The organism is Streptomyces sp. SID13666 (assembly GCF_010548325.1).
Classification (GTDB): domain Bacteria; phylum Actinomycetota; class Actinomycetes; order Streptomycetales; family Streptomycetaceae; genus Actinacidiphila; species Actinacidiphila fildesensis.
The window spans coordinates 1-17,228 of record NZ_JAAGLX010000032.1; the positions used below are offsets into that span (position 1 = coordinate 1).

The 17,228-nt window shown below is 68.8% G+C and carries 16 protein-coding genes and 2 pseudogenes; 12 read left to right on the forward strand and 6 right to left on the reverse strand.

Annotation, left to right across the window (positions count from 1 at the left end; translation table 11 throughout):
- Positions 1-362, forward strand: a pseudogene (locus tag G3I60_RS44725) (hypothetical protein); the annotation flags it as partial.
- Between the two features lie 231 nt (positions 363-593).
- On the opposite strand, the gene G3I60_RS30910 reads toward G3I60_RS44725, so the two are convergent.
- Positions 594-2,420 carry an acyl-CoA dehydrogenase gene (locus G3I60_RS30910; RefSeq protein ID WP_138351253.1) on the reverse strand — a complete coding sequence of 609 codons (1,827 nt, stop codon included), beginning with the start codon at positions 2,418-2,420 and terminating at the stop codon, positions 594-596.
- Between the two features lie 194 nt (positions 2,421-2,614).
- On the opposite strand from G3I60_RS30910, the gene G3I60_RS30915 reads away from it, so the two are divergent.
- Positions 2,615-2,998: an SseB family protein gene (locus G3I60_RS30915; protein ID WP_203674324.1), complete on the forward strand. Its 384-nt coding sequence runs from the start codon at positions 2,615-2,617 to the stop codon at positions 2,996-2,998.
- Positions 2,999-3,098: 100 nt separating this feature from the next.
- Positions 3,099-4,049, forward strand: a complete 951-nt coding sequence (locus G3I60_RS30920; RefSeq protein WP_138351255.1) for a pirin family protein — start codon at positions 3,099-3,101, stop codon at positions 4,047-4,049.
- 42 nt (positions 4,050-4,091) lie between these two features.
- Here G3I60_RS30920 and G3I60_RS30925 read toward each other — a convergent pair whose 3' ends face one another.
- Entirely contained in the window at positions 4,092-6,155 is a 2,064-nt protein-coding gene (locus G3I60_RS30925; RefSeq protein ID WP_164294660.1) for a SpoIIE family protein phosphatase, read from the reverse strand.
- 120 nt (positions 6,156-6,275) lie between these two features.
- Between G3I60_RS30925 and aspS the strand changes: the two genes are divergently transcribed.
- Together aspS and G3I60_RS45840 are read left to right on the forward strand one after the other, a co-directional pair.
- Entirely contained in the window at positions 6,276-8,042 is a 1,767-nt protein-coding gene (gene aspS, locus G3I60_RS30930) for an aspartate--tRNA ligase (protein WP_138351257.1), read from the forward strand.
- Positions 8,043-8,148: 106 nt separating this feature from the next.
- Positions 8,149-8,256 (forward strand): annotated as a pseudogene (locus tag G3I60_RS45840) (SigE family RNA polymerase sigma factor); the annotation flags it as partial.
- Positions 8,257-8,350: 94 nt separating this feature from the next.
- Here the strand turns inward: G3I60_RS45840 and G3I60_RS30935 are convergent.
- The 3 genes from G3I60_RS30935 to metG all read right to left on the reverse strand — a co-directional run bounded on the left by G3I60_RS30935 (position 8,351) and on the right by metG (position 10,654).
- On the reverse strand, positions 8,351-8,698 hold the full coding sequence (locus G3I60_RS30935; protein ID WP_164294659.1) for a type II toxin-antitoxin system PemK/MazF family toxin: 348 nt from the start codon (positions 8,696-8,698) through the stop codon (positions 8,351-8,353).
- A gap of 76 nt (positions 8,699-8,774) precedes the next feature.
- On the reverse strand, positions 8,775-8,915 hold the full coding sequence (locus G3I60_RS46910) for a hypothetical protein (protein ID WP_343241980.1): 141 nt from the start codon (positions 8,913-8,915) through the stop codon (positions 8,775-8,777).
- An 11-nt stretch (positions 8,916-8,926) separates the two neighbouring features.
- Positions 8,927-10,654 carry a methionine--tRNA ligase gene (gene metG, locus G3I60_RS30945; RefSeq protein ID WP_138351259.1) on the reverse strand — a complete coding sequence of 576 codons (1,728 nt, stop codon included), beginning with the start codon at positions 10,652-10,654 and terminating at the stop codon, positions 8,927-8,929.
- Positions 10,655-10,959: 305 nt separating this feature from the next.
- Between metG and G3I60_RS30950 the strand changes: the two genes are divergently transcribed.
- Positions 10,960-11,193: a DUF397 domain-containing protein gene (locus tag G3I60_RS30950; protein WP_138351260.1), complete on the forward strand. Its 234-nt coding sequence runs from the start codon at positions 10,960-10,962 to the stop codon at positions 11,191-11,193.
- Positions 11,194-11,205: 12 nt separating this feature from the next.
- Here G3I60_RS30950 and G3I60_RS30955 read toward each other — a convergent pair whose 3' ends face one another.
- Positions 11,206-11,697, reverse strand: coding sequence for an ATP-binding protein (locus G3I60_RS30955; RefSeq protein WP_164294658.1), 492 nt, complete (start codon positions 11,695-11,697; stop codon positions 11,206-11,208).
- 181 nt (positions 11,698-11,878) lie between these two features.
- Here G3I60_RS30955 and G3I60_RS30960 point away from each other — a divergent pair, with 181 nt between their 5' ends.
- The 6 genes from G3I60_RS30960 (at position 11,879) to G3I60_RS30985 (ending at position 17,211) form a co-directional block, all read left to right on the forward strand.
- Positions 11,879-12,745 (forward strand): helix-turn-helix transcriptional regulator, encoded by an 867-nt coding sequence (locus G3I60_RS30960; protein WP_164294657.1) that lies wholly within the window; start codon positions 11,879-11,881, stop codon positions 12,743-12,745.
- A 64-nt stretch (positions 12,746-12,809) separates the two neighbouring features.
- On the forward strand, positions 12,810-14,267 hold the full coding sequence (locus tag G3I60_RS30965; RefSeq protein ID WP_138351263.1) for an aldehyde dehydrogenase family protein: 1,458 nt from the start codon (positions 12,810-12,812) through the stop codon (positions 14,265-14,267).
- Positions 14,268-14,477: 210 nt separating this feature from the next.
- Positions 14,478-14,873: an anti-sigma factor antagonist gene (locus tag G3I60_RS30970; protein WP_244809299.1), complete on the forward strand. Its 396-nt coding sequence runs from the start codon at positions 14,478-14,480 to the stop codon at positions 14,871-14,873.
- Between the two features lie 85 nt (positions 14,874-14,958).
- A complete protein-coding gene (locus G3I60_RS30975; RefSeq protein WP_164294656.1) occupies positions 14,959-15,132 on the forward strand; it encodes a hypothetical protein in 174 nt (57 codons plus the stop codon).
- Between the two features lie 133 nt (positions 15,133-15,265).
- Entirely contained in the window at positions 15,266-16,756 is a 1,491-nt protein-coding gene (locus G3I60_RS30980; RefSeq protein WP_164294655.1) for an APC family permease, read from the forward strand.
- On the forward strand, positions 16,753-17,211 hold the full coding sequence (locus G3I60_RS30985; RefSeq protein WP_239070464.1) for a hypothetical protein: 459 nt from the start codon (positions 16,753-16,755) through the stop codon (positions 17,209-17,211). Before G3I60_RS30980 ends, G3I60_RS30985 begins: the two co-directional genes overlap by 4 nt.
- Positions 17,212-17,228 lie beyond the last annotated feature (17 nt).

Here is a 17,228-nt window from a genome sequence, read left to right on the forward strand (position 1 = left end):
CGGGTGCCGCGGGCGCTCCGGGCCCGGCCGGTGCCGATGGCGCTCCGGGTGCCGCTGGTGCTCCGGGCGCCCCGGGTGCCGCTGGTGCCCCGGGTGCTCCGGGCCCGGCCGGCCCCGCCGGGCCGGTCACCAGTCACCAGGTCGTCGGCACGCCGGTGAACACCCTGCTGGGCTCGGTCACCGCGACCGCGACCTGCCCGGCGGGCACGGTGCTGCTGGGCGGCGGGTACCGCATCGGCGGCCTGGTCACGCTGCAGGTCCTCGACAACAGCCGCGACGCGACCAACACCAACCAGTGGAACGTCACCGCCTTCGGCGCTCTCGGTGACACCATCACGGCCGTCGCGGAGTGCGCTCCGTAACGCCGGATCACGGTGTGAACGGCCCTTGAGGCCCATTCGCCGGCCCAGGTCACGAAGCCTCCGCGCTTGGTGACCCGGGCCGGCTTCGCTGTGCGGCGGGCGGTCGTCCGCGACGGCGGAGAACGCGAGGAGAACGCGAAAGGCCGCGCCGCCCGCCCGGGGAATCGGGAACGGACGGCGCGGCCTGTCACAGGGTGCGGGCAGAACGGGACCCAGGGCGGGTCCCTGGCGTCAGAACGCCTCTTCCGGCAGGTCCATCACGTCGAGCGTGACGGTCTCGGCCAGCGACCGCTGGACGCCGACGTTCGGCAGGATGTTGGCGGCGAAGAACTTCGCGGCCGCGATCTTGCCGGTGTAGAAGGCGGTGTCCTTCGCGCCGGCGGACGGCAGCTTCTCGGCGGCCACGGCGGCACCGCGCAGCAGCAGGTAGCCGATGACGACGTCGCCGGAGGCGAGCAGCAGGCGGGTGGAGTTCAGTCCGACCTTGTAGATGGACCGGACGTCCTTCTCGGTGCCGGCCAGGTCGGTCAGCATGGTGCCGACGATGGCCTCGAGGTCCACGGCGGACGTGGCGAGCTGCTCGCGGGCGGCGGCCAGCTCCTCGCCGCCGACGGCCTCGGCGAGGAACTTCTTGATCTCCTCGGACAGGGTGGTCAGCGCCTGGCCCTGGTCGCGGACGATCTTGCGGAAGAAGTAGTCCTGGCCCTGGATCGCGGTGGTGCCCTCGTAGAGGGTGTCGATCTTGGCGTCCCGGATGTACTGCTCGATCGGGTACTCCTGCAGGTAGCCGGAGCCACCGAAGGTCTGCAGGGACTGGGCGAGCTGCTCGTAGGACTTCTCGGAGCCGTAGCCCTTGACGATCGGCAGCAGCAGGTCATTGAGGCCGATGAGCGCCTTGGCGTCCTCGCCCGCCGCCTCCTGGACCGCGATCTGGTCCTGGACGGAGGCGGTGTAGAGCACCAGGGCGCGCATGCCCTCGGCGTACGCCTTCTGCGTCATGAGCGAGCGGCGCACGTCCGGGTGGTGCGTGATGGTGACCTTCGGCGCGGTCTTGTCCATGAACTGCGCGAGGTCCGGGCCCTGCACGCGCTCCTTGGCGTACTCCAGCGCGTTCAGGTAGCCGGTGGAGAGGGTCGCGATGGCCTTCGTGCCGACCATCATGCGGGCGAACTCGATGATGCGGAACATCTGGCGGATGCCGTCGTGCTTGTCACCGAGCAGCCAGCCCTTGGCGGGGTGCTGGTCGCCGAAGGTCATCTCGCAGGTGTTGGAGGCCTTGAGGCCCATCTTGTGCTCGACGTTCGTGGCGTAGGCGCCGTTGCGCTCGCCCAGCTCGCCGGTCTCCCAGTCGAAGTCGTACTTCGGCACGATGAAGAGCGACAGGCCCTTGGTGCCGGGGCCGGCGCCCTCGGGGCGGGCCAGCACCAGGTGGATGATGTTCTCGGACATGTCGTGCTCGCCCGAGGTGATGAAGCGCTTGACGCCCTCGATGTGCCAGGAGCCGTCCTCCTGCTCGACGGCCTTCGTGCGGCCCGCGCCGACGTCGGAACCCGCGTCGGGCTCGGTCAGCACCATCGTGGCGCCCCACTGGCGGTCCACCATGAGCTTGGCGACCTTGGCCTGCTCCTCGGTGCCCTCCTCGAAGACGACGCCGGCGAACGCCGGGCCGGAGGAGTACATCCAGATGGCCGGGTTGGAGCCGAGAATCAGCTCCGCGTACGACCAGATGAGGGAGGCGGGGGTCTTGGTGCCGCCGATCTCCTCGGGGATGCCCAGACGCCAGTACTCGGAGTCCATGTACGCCTGGTAGCTCTTCTTGAAGGTGTCCGGCACCGGCGCGGTGTTGTCCGACGGGTCGAAGACCGGCGGGTTGCGGTCGGCGTCGGTGAAGGACGCGGCCAGCTCGTTCTCCGCGAGGCGCGAGACCTCGCTGAGGATGGTCCTTGCGGTCTCCACGTCCATCTCGGCGAACGGGCCGGTGCCGTAGAGCTTGTCGCGGCCGAGCACCTCGAAGAGGTTGAACTCGATGTCGCGGAGGTTGGACTTGTAGTGGCCCATGACGACGGCTCCGTATCGCACTCGATCAGTTACGTGGCAGTACTACAGCAAGCAGTAATACAGAATGATGCTACCCGCCGGTAATAAGAAGCAACCCCTTCCCGCCCGGATGTGACGGGACACTCGCTAGTCTTGGGTACGTGTACGGCTACGACCAGACCTCGCATCCCGGCCCACCGCCCGGCGCTGCCCCGATGCCGGGGGTGTACCCCGAGCCGTCCCCACCCTCGCTCGCGGACGCCGTACGGGCCTTCACCACGGGTTCGCTCTCCGCCGAGGACTTCCAGGCGATCTTCTCGACGTCGAAGGTCTACTGCCCGCGCGGCGAGAACCCCGGATTCCTCGCGCTGCACGACACGCAGCAGCCGGTGATCCCGATGTTCACCTCGCTCAAGGAGCTGCGGCGGTACGCGGGCAAGGAGTCCAAGTACTTCGTCATCACCGGCGCCGAGGTGCTCGACCTGCTGCCGACCGGCTACGGCTTCGTGCTCGACATCGACGGCCAGCACCGGATGGTCTTCGACGCCAAGGCCGTCGAACAGATGGTCGAATTCACGATGCGCCGGATGTATGGCTGACGCGAGCTGATCCCACCCCGCTGAGCAGGGGGAATATCGCACGCCTTGCCGAATGTTCAGTATTCAACTAAGTTGGATCCAGAACACGAGGAGGACCGCCATGCCCGCCGTGACCGTCGAGAACCCGTTGACCCTGCCGCGCGTCTCCGCGCCCGCCGGTGCGGTGCCGCGTCCGGCGCTGGCCGTGTCCACCGCGCCGAGCGGTTTCGAGGGCGAGGGCTTCCCCGTCCGCCGCGCGTTCGCGGGCATCGACTACAAGAACCTCGACCCGTTCATCATGATGGACCAGATGGGTGAGGTGGAGTACGCGCCGGGCGAGGCGAAGGGCACCCCGTGGCACCCGCACCGCGGCTTCGAAACCGTCACCTACCTGATCGACGGCACCTTCGTGCACCAGGACTCGCACGGTGGCGGCGGCGTGATCAACGGCGGCGACACCCAGTGGATGACGGCGGGCAGCGGCCTGCTGCACATCGAGGCGCCGCCGGAGGAGCTGGTCGTCACCGGCGGGCTCTTCCACGGGCTGCAGCTGTGGGTCAACCTGCCGAAGAGCGACAAGATGATGCCGCCCAAGTACCAGGACATCGGCGGCGGCCAGGTCCGGCTGCTGACGTCCGCCGACGGCGGCGCGCTCATCCGGCTGATCGCGGGCGACCTCGACGGCCACGCCGGTCCCGGGGCGACCCACACCCCGATCACGATGATGCACGTCTCGCTGAACCCGGGCGCCGAGGTGACGCTGCCCTGGCGGCCGGACTTCAACGCCCTCGCCTACGCCCTCGCCGGGCGTGGCACCGCCGGCCCGTCGGGCCGCCCGTTCAGCACCGGGCAGACGGTCGTGTTCGGCAAGGGCGACTCGCTCACGATCAAGGCGGACGAGAAGCAGGAGTCGCGCAGCCCGAACTTCGAGTTCGTGCTGCTCGGCGGACAGCCGATCCGCGAGCCGATGATGCAGTACGGGCCGTTCGTGATGAACACCCACGCCGAACTGGCGCAGGCCTTCGACGACTTCCAGGCCGGCCGCCTCGGCCGGATCCCGGCGGGGGCCTGACCCCGGACCGGTGACCGCGAACCGGTGACGGCGGCCGGCCGACTACGGCCGGCCGTCTGACGCCGCGGCCTCGTGGATCTCGAACCAGATCGCCTTGCCGTCGCCCCGGGGATCGACACCCCAGGCGTCCGCCAGCTCCTCGATCAGCAGCAGACCGCGCCCCGACGAGGCCATCTCGCCGGGGCTGCGGCGATGCGGCATGTCGTCGCTGCGGTCGCCCACGTCGATGCGCAGCCGGCGCTTGGCGGGCACCCCCATCAGGCGCGCGGTCAGCACCGCGTCCTCGTCGGTGTGCACCAGCACATTGGTGATCAGCTCCGAGACCAGCAGCACCGCCGCGTCCACCTGGTCCGGGACGGTCCAGTCGTGCAGCAGCGCGCGGATCTCGTGGCGGGCCTCGCGGATCTGCCGCGGCGCGCTCTGCGAGATGGTCAGCACCGTCCGGCGCACCGGAACGTCGCAGCTCGGCCCGTCCAGGTCGCGGCGCAGCAGCATCAGCGCGATGTCGTCCTCGCGGCGGTCGGCGAGCGGCCCGGTGGTGTGGTGCGACGCCGGCCCGTGCACCGCCCGCACCAGATGGTCGGCGAGCGCCTCCAGATCGTCCGACGGCCCGGTCTCCAGGGCGGCGCGCAGCCGCTGCCAGCCGGTGTCCAGGTCGTGGCCGCCGGTCTCGATCAGCCCGTCGGTGCAGATCAGCAGTACTTCGCCGGGTTCCAGCACCAGCCGGGTCGTGGGGTAGTCGCTGTCGGGGGCGATGCCCAGCGGGAGGCCGCCCGCGGTGCGGCGGATGATCGTGGTGCCGTCGCCCATCCGGATGGCGGGCTCCGGGTGCCCGGCCCTGACCACGTCCAGGGTGCCGGTCGCCGGGTCCGCCTCCAGGTACAGGCAGGTCGCGAACCGGTCGTCGTCGCCGTGGTCGGGGTCGCTGAGCCCGGCGAGGAACCGTGAGGTGCGCGACAGCACCGCGTCCGGGTGGTGGCCCTCGGCGGCGTAGGCGCGCAGCGCGATCCGCAGCTGGCCCATGAGGCCTGCGGCGCGTACGTCATGGCCCTGCACATCGCCGATGACCAGCGCGGTGCGGCCGGACGGCAGATCGATCGCGTCGTACCAGTCGCCGCCGACCTGCAGCCCGCCGCCGGTGGGCACGTAGCGGGCGGCGACCGTCATGCCCTCGATGCCGGGACCCCGGGTGGGGAGCATGGTGCGCTGCAGGCCGTCGGAGAGCTCCCGCTCGGATTCGTGCAGGTGGGCGCGGGAGAGCGCCTGGGCGAGCATCCGGGCGACGGTGGTGAGGACGGAGCGCTCGTCGGGGGTGAAGGCGACCGGTTCACGGAAGGCCGCCATCCATGCGCCGATCGTGTTGCCCGCGACCACCAGCGGCAGAAAGGCCCAGGAGGAGCGGCCGAAGGGCTTGGCGAGCGGCCAGGTCGCCGGGAAGCGCTGTTCGTACGCCTCGGGGGTCGGCAGATAGACGGCCCGGCCGGTGCGGACCACCAGCGTGGCCGGGTAGTCGGTGGCCATCGGCATGTCCGTGAACGGGCCGTCGGTGCCGACGGAGTGGCCGTGGTGCCCGATGATCGCCAGCCGGTCGCCCCGGACGCCGAAGACGGCCAGTCCGTCGGGTGAGAACCCCGGCATCGACAGCGTCGCGGCGACCCGCAGCACCTCGGCCGTGCTGTCCGCCTCCGCCAGCGCCCGTCCGGCGTCCAGCAGGAAGGCCTCCCGGGCCCGCCGCCAGTCCCCGGAGTGCACCGCACCGCCCGAGGTCGCGGCGCGCGCCTCGTGCAGCGTCCCGGCCATCGTGAGCCGGCCGGTCGGCCGCATCCGGATGCGTACGGTCCGCAGGATGCTGCCGTCGTCGCCGATCACCCGCATCAGGGACTCCACCACGGTGCCCTCGGCGCGGGCGAGGGCGAGCCCGCCGTTCAGCGCCACGAAGTCCTCGGCGTGCAGGCACGCGCGCACGGCGGACGACCGGGACGTGACCGGGTCCGCGGGAAGCCCCAGCAGCGCCGCCGCCGTCGCGTTCATCGCCACGGTGCCGGCGGTCTCGTCCCAGTGCCACAGCCCCGTGCCGACGGCTGCCAGAACGTCCTCGGTGCGCATTCGGACATTTTATGAGGGTTTGGCCGACTCATACGAATGGGGGTGGACGTCCTGGCGCCGGTAGGCTGTGACGGGCCCCTTCCGGGCTCCTTCACCGAAATCCGACGACTTGGATGAACGATGCATCGGTACCGGTCCCACACCTGCGGCGAGCTGCGCGCCACCGACGTCGACACCGACGTCCGCCTGTCCGGGTGGCTGCACAATCGCCGCGATCTGGGCGGCGTACTCTTCGTCGACCTCCGGGACCACTACGGCTTCGTCCAGCTGGTCGTCCGGCCGGGTTCGCCCGCGTACGAGCAGCTCAGCAGCCAGTCCAAGGAATCCGTCGTCCGCGTCGACGGCCGGGTGCTCGCGCGCAGCGCGGAGAACGTGAACCCGGACCTGCCGACCGGCGGGATCGAGATCGACGTCACCTCCTTCGAGGTGCTCGGCGCCGCGGACCCGCTGCCCTTCCCGGTCTTCCCGGAGGACAACGCCAACGAGGAGGCGCGGCTCACCAACCGCTTCCTGGATCTGCGCCGGCAGCGCATGCACAAGAACATCATGCTGCGCTCGGACGTCATCTCCTTCCTCCGCAAGGAGATGACCGCGCTCGGCTTCAACGAACTGGCCACCCCGATCCTGTCGGCGACCTCCCCCGAGGGCGCCCGCGACTTCCTGGTGCCCTCGCGCGTGCACGCCGGCAAGTTCTACGCGCTCCCGCAAGCCCCGCAGCAGTTCAAGCAGCTGCTGATGATCGCCGGCTTCGACCGCTACTTCCAGATCGCGCCGTGCTTCCGCGACGAGGACTCCCGGGCCGACCGCTCGCCCGGCGAGTTCTACCAGCTCGACATCGAGATGAGCTTCGTCGAGCAGGAGGACGTCTTCGGCGTCATCGAGAAGGTCATGACCGACCTCTTCACCCAGTACGGCGGCGGCCGTGAGGTCACCTCGCCGTTCCCGCGCATCCCGCTGCGCGAGTCGATGCTCAAGTACGGCAACGACAAGCCGGACCTGCGCGCCAAGCTCGAACTCGTCGACGTCTCGGACGTCTTCGCCGGCTCCGGCTTCAAGGCCTTCGCCGACAAGCACGTCCGCGCGCTGGCCGTGCCGGACACCGCGGCCCAGCCGCGCAAGTTCTTCGACCAGATGGGCGAGTACGCGGTCGAGCAGGGCGCCAAGGGCCTGGCCTGGGTCCGCGTCGGCGAGGACAACGCCCTCACCGGCCCGATCGCCAAGTTCCTGACCGAGGACGACGTCAAGGCGCTGCTGGCCGCCGTCGACGCCAAGCCCGGCCACGCGATCTTCTTCGGCGCCGGCGAGTTCGCCGAGGTCTCCAAGATCATGGCGGCCGTCCGCGTCGAGGCCGCCAAGCGCGCCGGCCACTTCGAGGAGAACGTCTTCCGGTTCTGCTGGGTCGTCGACTTCCCGATGTTCGAGAAGAACGAGGACACCGGCGCGATCGAGTTCTCCCACAACCCGTTCTCCATGCCGCAGGGCGGCCTGGAGGCGCTGGAGACCAAGGACCCGCTCGACATCCTCGCCTGGCAGTACGACATCGTCTGCAACGGCATCGAGCTGTCGTCCGGCGCGATCCGGAACCACGAGCCCGCGGTCATGTACAAGGCGTTCGAGATCGCCGGCTACGACCAGGCGACCGTGGAGAAGGAATTCGGCGGCATGCTCCGCGCCTTCCACTTCGGCGCCCCGCCGCACGGCGGCATCGCCCCGGGCGTGGACCGCATGGTCATGCTGCTCGCGGACGAGCCGAACATCCGCGAGACGATCGCCTTCCCGCTCAACCAGCACGCCCAGGACCTGCTCATGGGCGCGCCGAGCGAGGTCGAGGAGAGCCGGCTGCGCGAGCTGCACATCCAGCTCCGCAAGCCGCAGCCGAAGGTCTGACCGGCGGCCCCCGGTCCCGGACGCGTTCCGTCCGGGACCGGGAGCAACCCGGAAGGAGTGCCATCGCGTTCCACTGATGTGGAAGGGCCACGATGGCGAGCAGACGATGCTGACGCCCCCGGACTCCGAGGAGTTCGTGGCGGCGCGCGGCCCGAGGCCGCTGCGCGTCGCCTGGCTGCTGACCGGCGACGCCCATCTCGCGGAAGACCTGCTGCACGCGCCGACGGCGATGGGCGCAGCCGTGGGCGGAGGAGCCGGGTATCGCGCGTCCGCTCCCGGGAACTCCCCGACCGGGCGGCCGGGCGGGACTACAGCGCCAGCTGACGGCGGAGGGCGTCGTCCAGCGATTTCAACGTCACGGACGGCACCGGTCCGCGACGTCGTACCAGCCGCTCCACGGCCACGGTCCGTACCTGCTCGCACTGGGCCTTGGCGTCCTTGACGAGTCCGGACCGCCCGGCATCCAGGAAGACTTGGAAGGCGTAGACCCGGTCGGTGTTGGAGGTGACCGGGACCACCGTGATCACGCCGCGGCCCTGGGTCTCCACGGACCGGTTCGCGGCGTCGTTGGAGACGATCACAGCGGGCCGAGCCTTGATCGCCTCGCTGCCGCGGACCGGATCCAGGTCCACGAGGAAGATGTCACCGCGCCTCATGGACCACCCCGTCGGCCGTGGCCGCCTCCCAGAGTCCGGCGTCCTCCGAGCCGTCCCACTCGTCCCAGGCGGCGGCCTATTCGTCTTCGAGGCGTGCCGTGCGCAGCATCTCGATCGCTGCGTGTATCACAGCGGACCGCGATTCGGCGGCGGTCGCCGACGCATACGCATCGACGAACGCCACATCTGCCTCGGGCAGGCTGACACTGATCTTCATGACCATCGGTACTACTCGGCGGTGTCCGGGTTGCCGCCGAAGCGCTCGCGGTAGGTGTCGAGGTCCTCATCGGTGATCTTGGCGAAGAGCACCGGCGGGACGGTGAACGGGATGCCGGGCGCCAGGAAGGAGAGGGACTTGGCCTCGTCCTGGCTGACCCAGGTCCGGTTGTCGTCCGGAAGGGCGAAGGCGCTGCGCATCGCGGCGGACGAGGACGGGATGAATGGCTCGGAGACCACCGCGTACAGGTGGATGAGGTTCATCGCGGTGCGCAGGGTGAGCGCCGCGCCGTCCGGGTCCGTCTTGATCTCCATCCAGGGGGCCTTCTCCTCCAGGTAGGAGTTGCCCGCGCTCCACAGGGCGCGCAGCGCGGCCGCGGCCTTGCGGAACTGGAGGGTGTCCAGGTGGCCCTCGTACTCGGCCAGCAGCCCGGCGATCTGCTCACCGAGCTTCGCCTCGGCCTCGCCGGCCGCGCTGCCCGCCGGCACGTCGTCACCGAAGCGCTTGCGGGAGAAGGACAGGACGCGGTTGACGAAGTTGCCCAGGGTGTCGGCGAGGTCCTTGTTCACGGAGGAGGAGAAGACCTCCCAGGTGAACGACGTGTCGTCGGACTCCGGGGCGTTGGCGATCAGGAAGTAGCGCCAGTAGTCGGCCGGCAGCAGGTCCAGCGCGGCATCGGTGAAGATGCCCCGGCGCTGGCTGGTGGAGAACTTCCCGCCGTAGTACGTCAGCCAGTTGAAGGCCTTGACGTAGTCGACCTTCTTCCACGGCTCGCGGGTGCCCAGCTGGGTGGCCGGGAACATCACCGTGTGGAACGGGACGTTGTCCTTGGCCATGAACTCGGTGTACCGGACGTCGTCCGCCTCGTACCACCAGGACTTCCAGTCCCGGGTCTCCCCGTCGGGAGCGGCGTCCGCCCATTCCTTGGTGGAACCGATGTACTCGATCGGGGCGTCGAACCAGACGTAGAAGACCTTGCCGTCCGCGGCCAGCTCCGGCCAGGTGTCGGCCGGGACCGGAACGCCCCACTCCAGGTCGCGGGTGATCGCGCGGTCCTGGAGGCCCTCGGTGAGCCACTTGCGGGCGATGGAGGAGGCGAGGGTGGGCCATTCGCCGCCCACCTCGTCGATCCACGCCTCGACCTCGCCGGCCAGCTTCGACTGCAGGAGGAACAGGTGCTTGGTCTCGCGGACCTCCAGCGCGCTGCTGCCGCTGATCGCGGAGCGCGGGTCGATCAGGTCCGTGGGGTCCAGCACCCGGGTGCAGTTCTCGCACTGGTCGCCGCGGGCCTTGTCGTAACCGCAGTGCGGGCACGTGCCGACGATGTAGCGGTCGGGCAGGAAGCGCTCGTCGGCGAGCGAGTAGACCTGGCGGATCGCGCGTTCCTCGATGAAGCCGTTGGCCTGGAGGCGGCGCGCGAAGTGCTGGGTCAGGTCGCGGTTCTCCGGGGAGGAGCTGCGGCCGAAGTAGTCGAAGCGCAGCGCGAAGCCGTCGTAGATCGCCTTCTGCGCCAGATGCTGCTCGGAGCAGAAGGTGTCGACCGGCAGCCCGGCTTCCTTGGCGGCGAGTTCGGCGGGGGTGCCGTGCTCGTCGGTGGCGCAGATGTAGAGGACGTCGTGCCCGGTCTGGCGCAGGTAGCGGGCGTAGACGTCGGCCGGGAGCATCGACCCCACCATGTTGCCCAGGTGCTTGATCCCGTTGATATAGGGCAGGGCGCTGGTGATGAGGTGTCGAGCCATTGCAGGCTGCTCCCAATTCGTTACGCGGGGTGAGTGATTGATCTACGGACCGTCAATATCGTATCCGACCCCCCGGGCACCCCTTCTTGTTTTCCTCTGGGGGCGGCATCGGGCGGGCAGGCGGCAGGCGCAGCCCGGGAGTACCGCGCGGGGGGACGGCCCGGAACATGCGGGGCCGGCGCCCCGTTGTTGATCACGGTGGGTGACTGCACGTGCGCATGCACGTGCACATGCACGTGCTGGTGCAACCGGTTATCATCTGGCTTACCCAGTAGGGCAGTTACGGGGAATTTGGGGAGCGTCTTATGAGCCGGACACACAATGGCATGGCCTCGACAGATCTCCAGGGAGTCGTCTGGCAGAAGAGTTTGCACAGCAACGCGAACGGCACGTGCGTTGAGCTGGCGCAGCTGCCCGGCGGTGAGGTGGCAGTACGCAATTCACGCTTTCCGGACGGACCGGCGTTGATATATACGCGGGCCGAGATCGAATCACTGATTCTCGGGGTCAAGGATGGCGAGTTCGACCACCTCATGTGACCGTATATGAACCTATAGCGACGGGTCTTCGGCCATTCCGATCGGTGAATGGAAGAGGGCCCAGACGACTTTTCCCGCCCCGGTGAGCGGATGCCAGCCCCAGGTCTCGCTGTAGGACTCCACCAGGTGCAGCCCCCGTCCGGACTCCGCGACGAAGTCGGGCGTCCTGGCCACCGGACCGATGGCGCTGGGGTCGCGTACGGCGCAGACCACCCGTGAGGTCCAGCGCACCAGACTGAGATGGACCGGGGCACCGCCGGTGCCGGGGGGCACGCCGTAACGCAGCGCGTTGGTGACGAGTTCCGAGGCGACCAGCTCGATGCTCTCGAAGAGTGGTGCCAGATCCCAGCGCTGAAGTGTCGACCGGGTGAATCTCCGGGCGTCGCGGACGGCTTCGAAGCGTCCCGGCAGCTCGCACGTGGCGCCGCTGGACGCGGCCAAGCCCCCGGGGGCGAGCACTCCATCCCATAACGGCTCAAGCACAGTTGCGGCCTCAGTCCTCATGCGCGCCCACTGGGTATCTGCACGAACCCCATGGTCCCCAACGCCCACACGGTATGCAAGGGCGAATGCACGTGCAGATGCAAGGAATGATGCACGTGATGTTGCTGTGTGACCGGGTGAGTACTCAACGCAGCGCAACCGTGGCAGACTGCTGACGACCTAGGGGCGGAGCGTGACGTAAATGACCACAGGGCAGCCGGGAGGCGGGTCCATCGTGCGACGTATTCTGCTGGGAGCTCAGCTGCGGCGGCTTCGCGAAGCGGGAGGAATCACCCGTGAGGCCGCCGGTTATTCGATCCGCGCGTCCGAATCGAAGATCAGCCGCATGGAGTTGGGACGCGTGAGCTTCAAGGAACGGGATGTTGCCGACCTCCTGACCCTCTACAACGTGGTCGACGACGAGGACCGCGCGGCCCTCCTCGGGCTCGTACGCGAGGCGAACGTGGCCGGCTGGTGGCACGGGTACGGGGACGTCCTCCCGGCCTGGTTCCAGACGTATGTGGGTCTCGAGGAATCCGCCTCACTGATCCGGACCTTCGAAGTGCAGTTCATCCACGGCCTGTTGCAGACCGAGGACTACTCCCGTGCGGTCGTCGAGCTCGGCCACCCCGGCGCGGCAAAGTCCGAGATCGAACGCCGGGTCGGCCTGCGGATGGAGCGGCAGAAGCTGCTGGTCTCGGAGCGGGCACCGCACTTCGTCGCCGTCATGGACGAGGGCGCGCTGTACCGGCCGTTCGGCGGACGGGACGTCATGCGCGGGCAGTTGAGCCATCTGATGGAAGTCGCGCAGCAGCCGAATGTGACGGTCCACGTCCTGCCGTTCGAAATCGGCGGCCATGCGGCGGGTGGCGGTGCGTTCACCCTGCTGCGATTCCCGGAGTCCGACCTGTCGGACCTCGTCTATCTGGAACAGCTCACCAGCGCGCTGTACATCGACAAGCGTGAGGAAGTGGACTTCTACGACAAGACCATGGAAAGGCTCTGCGTGGACAGTCTTTCCGCCGAGCGTTCGCTCGAGCGACTCCGCAAGATCCATCAACAGGCTTGATACGAAGGTAATATGACGCCGCATCACTAACGCGTGCCGCATCGGCCACCGCGAAAGGGATAAAGTGTCGTACTTCTCCGAGTTGGCTCTTCAGTACATCGACGGTGAGTGGCGCTCCGGCTCCGGCTCCTGGGACATCGTCGATTTCAATCCCTACAACGGGGACAAACTCGCCTCGATCACGGTGGCGACGAAGGCCGAGGTGGACCAGGCGTACCGGGCTGCGGAACGCGCTCAGACCGCCTGGGCCGAGACCAACCCGTACGCCCGCCGGCTGGTCTTCGAGCGCGCGCTGAAGGTCATCGAGGAGCGCGAGGCGGAGATCACCGAGGCGATCATCGCCGAGCTGGGCGGCACGTATCTCAAGGCCGGCTTCGAGCTCGCCCTCACCAAGGACATGCTGCGGCAGTCGATGCAGCTCGCGCTGCACCCCGAGGGGCGGATCCTGGCGTCCCCGGTGGACGGCAAGGAGAACCGCCTCTACCGGAAGCCGGTCGGCGTCGTCGGGGTGATCAGCCCGTTCAACTTCCCGCTCTTCCTCGGTCTGAAGTCCATAGCCCCGGCGCTGGCGCTCGGCAACGCCGTGGTGCTCAAGCCGCACCAGAACACCCCGGTGGTCGGCGGCACGCTGATCGCGAAGATATTCGAGGAGGCGGGCCTGCCGGCCGGTCTCTTCAACGTCGTCATCACGGACATCGCCGAGATCGGCGACAGCTTCATCGAGCACCCGGTGCCCAAGGTCATCTCCTTCACCGGTTCCGACCACGTGGGCCGGCACGTGGCCACGGTCGCCGCCTCGCACTTCAAGCGGACGGTGCTGGAGATGGGCGGCAACAGCGCGCTCGTCGTCCTGGACGACGCCGACCTGGACTACGCGGTCGACGCCGCGGTCTTCAGCCGCTTCGCCCACCAGGGCCAGGTGTGCATGGCGGCCAACCGGGTGCTGGTGGACCGCTCGGTGGAGCAGGAGTTCACCCGGAAGTTCGTCGCGAAGACCGCCTCGCTGATCGTCGGCGACCCGGCCGACCCGGCCACCCAGATCGGCCCGCTGATCAACACCCTCCAGGCCGAGCGCATCACGGCCGAGGTCGCACAGGCCGTCGAGGCGGGCGCCACGGCGCTGCTGCTCGGTGAGGCCGACGGCGCCGTCGTGTCACCGACCGTGCTCGGCGACATCCCCGCGGACGCCGCGATCCTGCGCCGTGAGCTGTTCGGCCCCGTGGTCCTGGTGGTGCCCTTCGATGGTGAGGAGGAGGCGGTCCGGATCGCCAACGACACCCCGTTCGGGCTCAGCGGCGCCGTCCACACCCGGGACATCGAGCGTGGTGTGCGCTTCGCCCAGCGCATCGACACCGGCATGATGCACGTCAACGACGGCACCATCGCGGACGAGCCGATCGTGCCCTTCGGCGGCGAGAAGGCGTCCGGTGTGGGGCGGCTCAACGGCGATGCCACCGTGGACGCGTTCACGACCGTGAAGTGGATCTCCATCCAGCACGGACGCAGCCGGTTCCCGTTCTGACCCGCGCTCCGATGGCTTTCTGACCAGCACTCCGACGTCCGGTAGCCCGGCTCATCACGGTCGTCAGATCGATCTTCACTCCAACGGGTGAAGATACGTATCTGTTCCGGGCTACCGCCTCCCGTGTGCGAATTCCCGCCGGATACGGTGACCGTAGGTCACCCAGGCCCCGGTGGTCGCTCGCACGGTCGACCGCGGGAGGGGACACCGGTGCAGGATGATGCCCGCAGTGATCCGCCGATCGGCCCGCCGAATCTGGTCCCCCCGGCCAATCGGTATGCGCGCACCTACCGGATCGACGCGTTCACCGTCGTGGAGCTGCGCGGTGAACTGGACATCGACACCGCGCGGTTCGTGGCTCCGCATCTGGATCTCGTCTCCGGCGGTCCGCCCCCGCTCCGGGTCGTCGTCGATCTGTGCCCGCTGGAATTCGTCGACTGCTACGGCCTGTCCCTGCTCTGCCGTGCCCGCCGCCGTGTCCAGGTCCGGGGCGGGGAGCTGAGAACGGTCTGCGACCGCCCGTCGACGCTGCGGCTGCTGCGGTTGACCGGACTGGCCGAGGCCTTCCACCCGGTGCCGAACCTCGCGCGCGCCATGGGGGGTTGAGCGCAGCTCGCCCCGGTAGCGGGTCCTGAGGAATGGTGTTTGCCTGAGATGGTCCGAATTGGACACCTTTCAGGAGGAAATGGCCATGTCCAAGCACACAGCCCGCAGCGCCCACTCCAAGGGCATGAGGCATACCGAGCAAGTGGACGCCGCGCAGGCGAAGCACCGCGCCAACGAGGTGCGGGAGAACCTGGACGCTTTCGAGTACACCGAGAGCCCCGAGGCGGAACGGCAGCACGCGCACGAGCCCCAGGAGTAGCGGCCGGTGCGTGAGGGGCGGGCCCGCGACAGGGCCCGCCCCTCATCCGGTCGGCGGACATCCGAGTGCGGGAGCGGACAAACCGGGTGATCCTGTGCCGGACAGCTCAGCGGGCGATCGGAGGGTCATCAGCATGGCGTCGATGGATGTTCCGGCCGGCGGGAGAGACGCGGCGAAAGCCGCTTCGCCGGCCACCAGCGCGGCGCGGGTGCCCGGCAAGCAGTACATGTCGTGGCTGACGCTGGCGTTCATGACCACCAGTTCGGTGGCGAGCCTGCGCGCGGCGCCGTCCATGGCCGTCTACGGCCTCGCCGCGGTCTTCCTCTACGTCGTGCCCGCGATCGTCTTCCTGATCCCGACGGCGCTGGTCTCGGCCGAGTTGGCGTCGGGCTGGAACGGCGGTGTGTACCGCTGGGTGAGCGAGGGGCTGTCGAAGCCGATGGGCTTCCTGGCGGTGTGGTGCCAGTTCGCGATGACGATCTTCTACTACCCGAGCCTGCTGGCCTATGTGGCGAGCACCTTCGCGTACATCATCGATCCGCGGCTGGCGAGCAACGGCCTCTATGTGGCCATCGTGATCGTGGTGCTGTTCTGGACCGGTGTCTGGGTCTCCTCGCGCGGCACGAAAGCCGTGGCGGGCCTGGCGAGCGGCGGCCTGATCATCGGCACCCTCATCCCGGGTGCGGTACTGGTGATCCTCGGCTTCGTCTTCCTCGGCCAGGGCAATCCCTCGGCCGCGCCGATGGACGCCTCGCACATCCTGCCGCAGTGGACCGGACTGGCGAGCCTCGTGCTGATCGTCAACAACTTCCTGTCGTACTCCGGCATGGAGATGAACGCGGTGCACGTCTCCTCGCTGCGGAACCCGGACAAGGAGTTCCCGAAGTCGATGTTCACCGCGATGGGCCTGGTCCTGCTGATCTTCATCCTGCCGGCCCTGGCGGTCAGCTGGGTCGTCCCGGCCCATGACCTGAGCCTGACGGCGGGGGTCATCCAGGCCTTCGACGCCTTCTTCTCCTACTTCAACGTCGGCTGGCTCACGCCGGTGTTCGGCGTGATGCTCGTCGCGGCGGCGCTCGGCGGCATGCTGACCTGGCTCGCCGGACCGTCCAAGGGGCTGCTGCTGATCTCCCGGCAGGAGGGCTATCTGCCGCCGTTCCTGCAGCAGCTCAACAGGTTCGGCGTCCAGCAGAACATCCTCGTCGCGCAGGGCCTGATCACCACCGTCATCGCGCTGCTCTACGCGTTCATCCCCAACGTGTCCAGCGCGTACTGGATCTTCTCCGTCATCACCACGCAGATCTACCTGATCGTCTATCTGCTGATGTTCGCGGCGGCGATCCGCTTGCGGAAGACCCAGCCGGACCATCCACGCGGCTACCGGGCGCCCGCGCTGCACGTGCTGTGCGTCGTCGGCCTGCTGTCGTCGCTCGCGGCGCTCGTCATCGGCTTCGTGCCCTCCTCGCAGTTCGGCGGCGGCAGCGTCCTCGCCTACGTGGGCATCGTCACGTCCGGGCTCCTCCTGCTGGGGCTGCTGGTGCCGTACCTGTTCTACACACTGCGCAAGCCCAGTTGGCGCCAGCACGTGGACGAGAACCCGGCAGAGGCGGGAGTCGACGCATGAAGGGCACCGCGGGGAACATGAAGCGCACCCTGATGGCGTCCGAGCACCGGTGGATCTACATCGGCTCGATCGTGCTGCTGGTGGTGTTCGCCGTCATCGGGATCATCCAGTACACGACCCTGCGCGAGACGGCCAAGGCCAACGACAAGGCCGACCAGCTCTCCAAGCAGCTCGCCGACGCCGGCTATCCGGTGCCCGACCACGACCTGATCGTCCGGACCCTGGGCGACGACGGCGCGTCGCTGTGCAGGGACCCGGGCAACGCCCTGGTCAAGGCCCAGGCGAAGGCGGCCCTCGTCAACGGCGCGAGCGGTCCCGGTACGCGCCCGGTCATCGCCGACAGCGAGGCGATCAGCGCGGCCTCGCTGGCCGTCTCCGTCTACTGCCCGGACAAGCTCGGTGAGTTCGAGAAGGCGTACGGCGGCCTCAAGTACGACGACACCGTCAAGAAGTGACCGCCGCCGCAACCCCG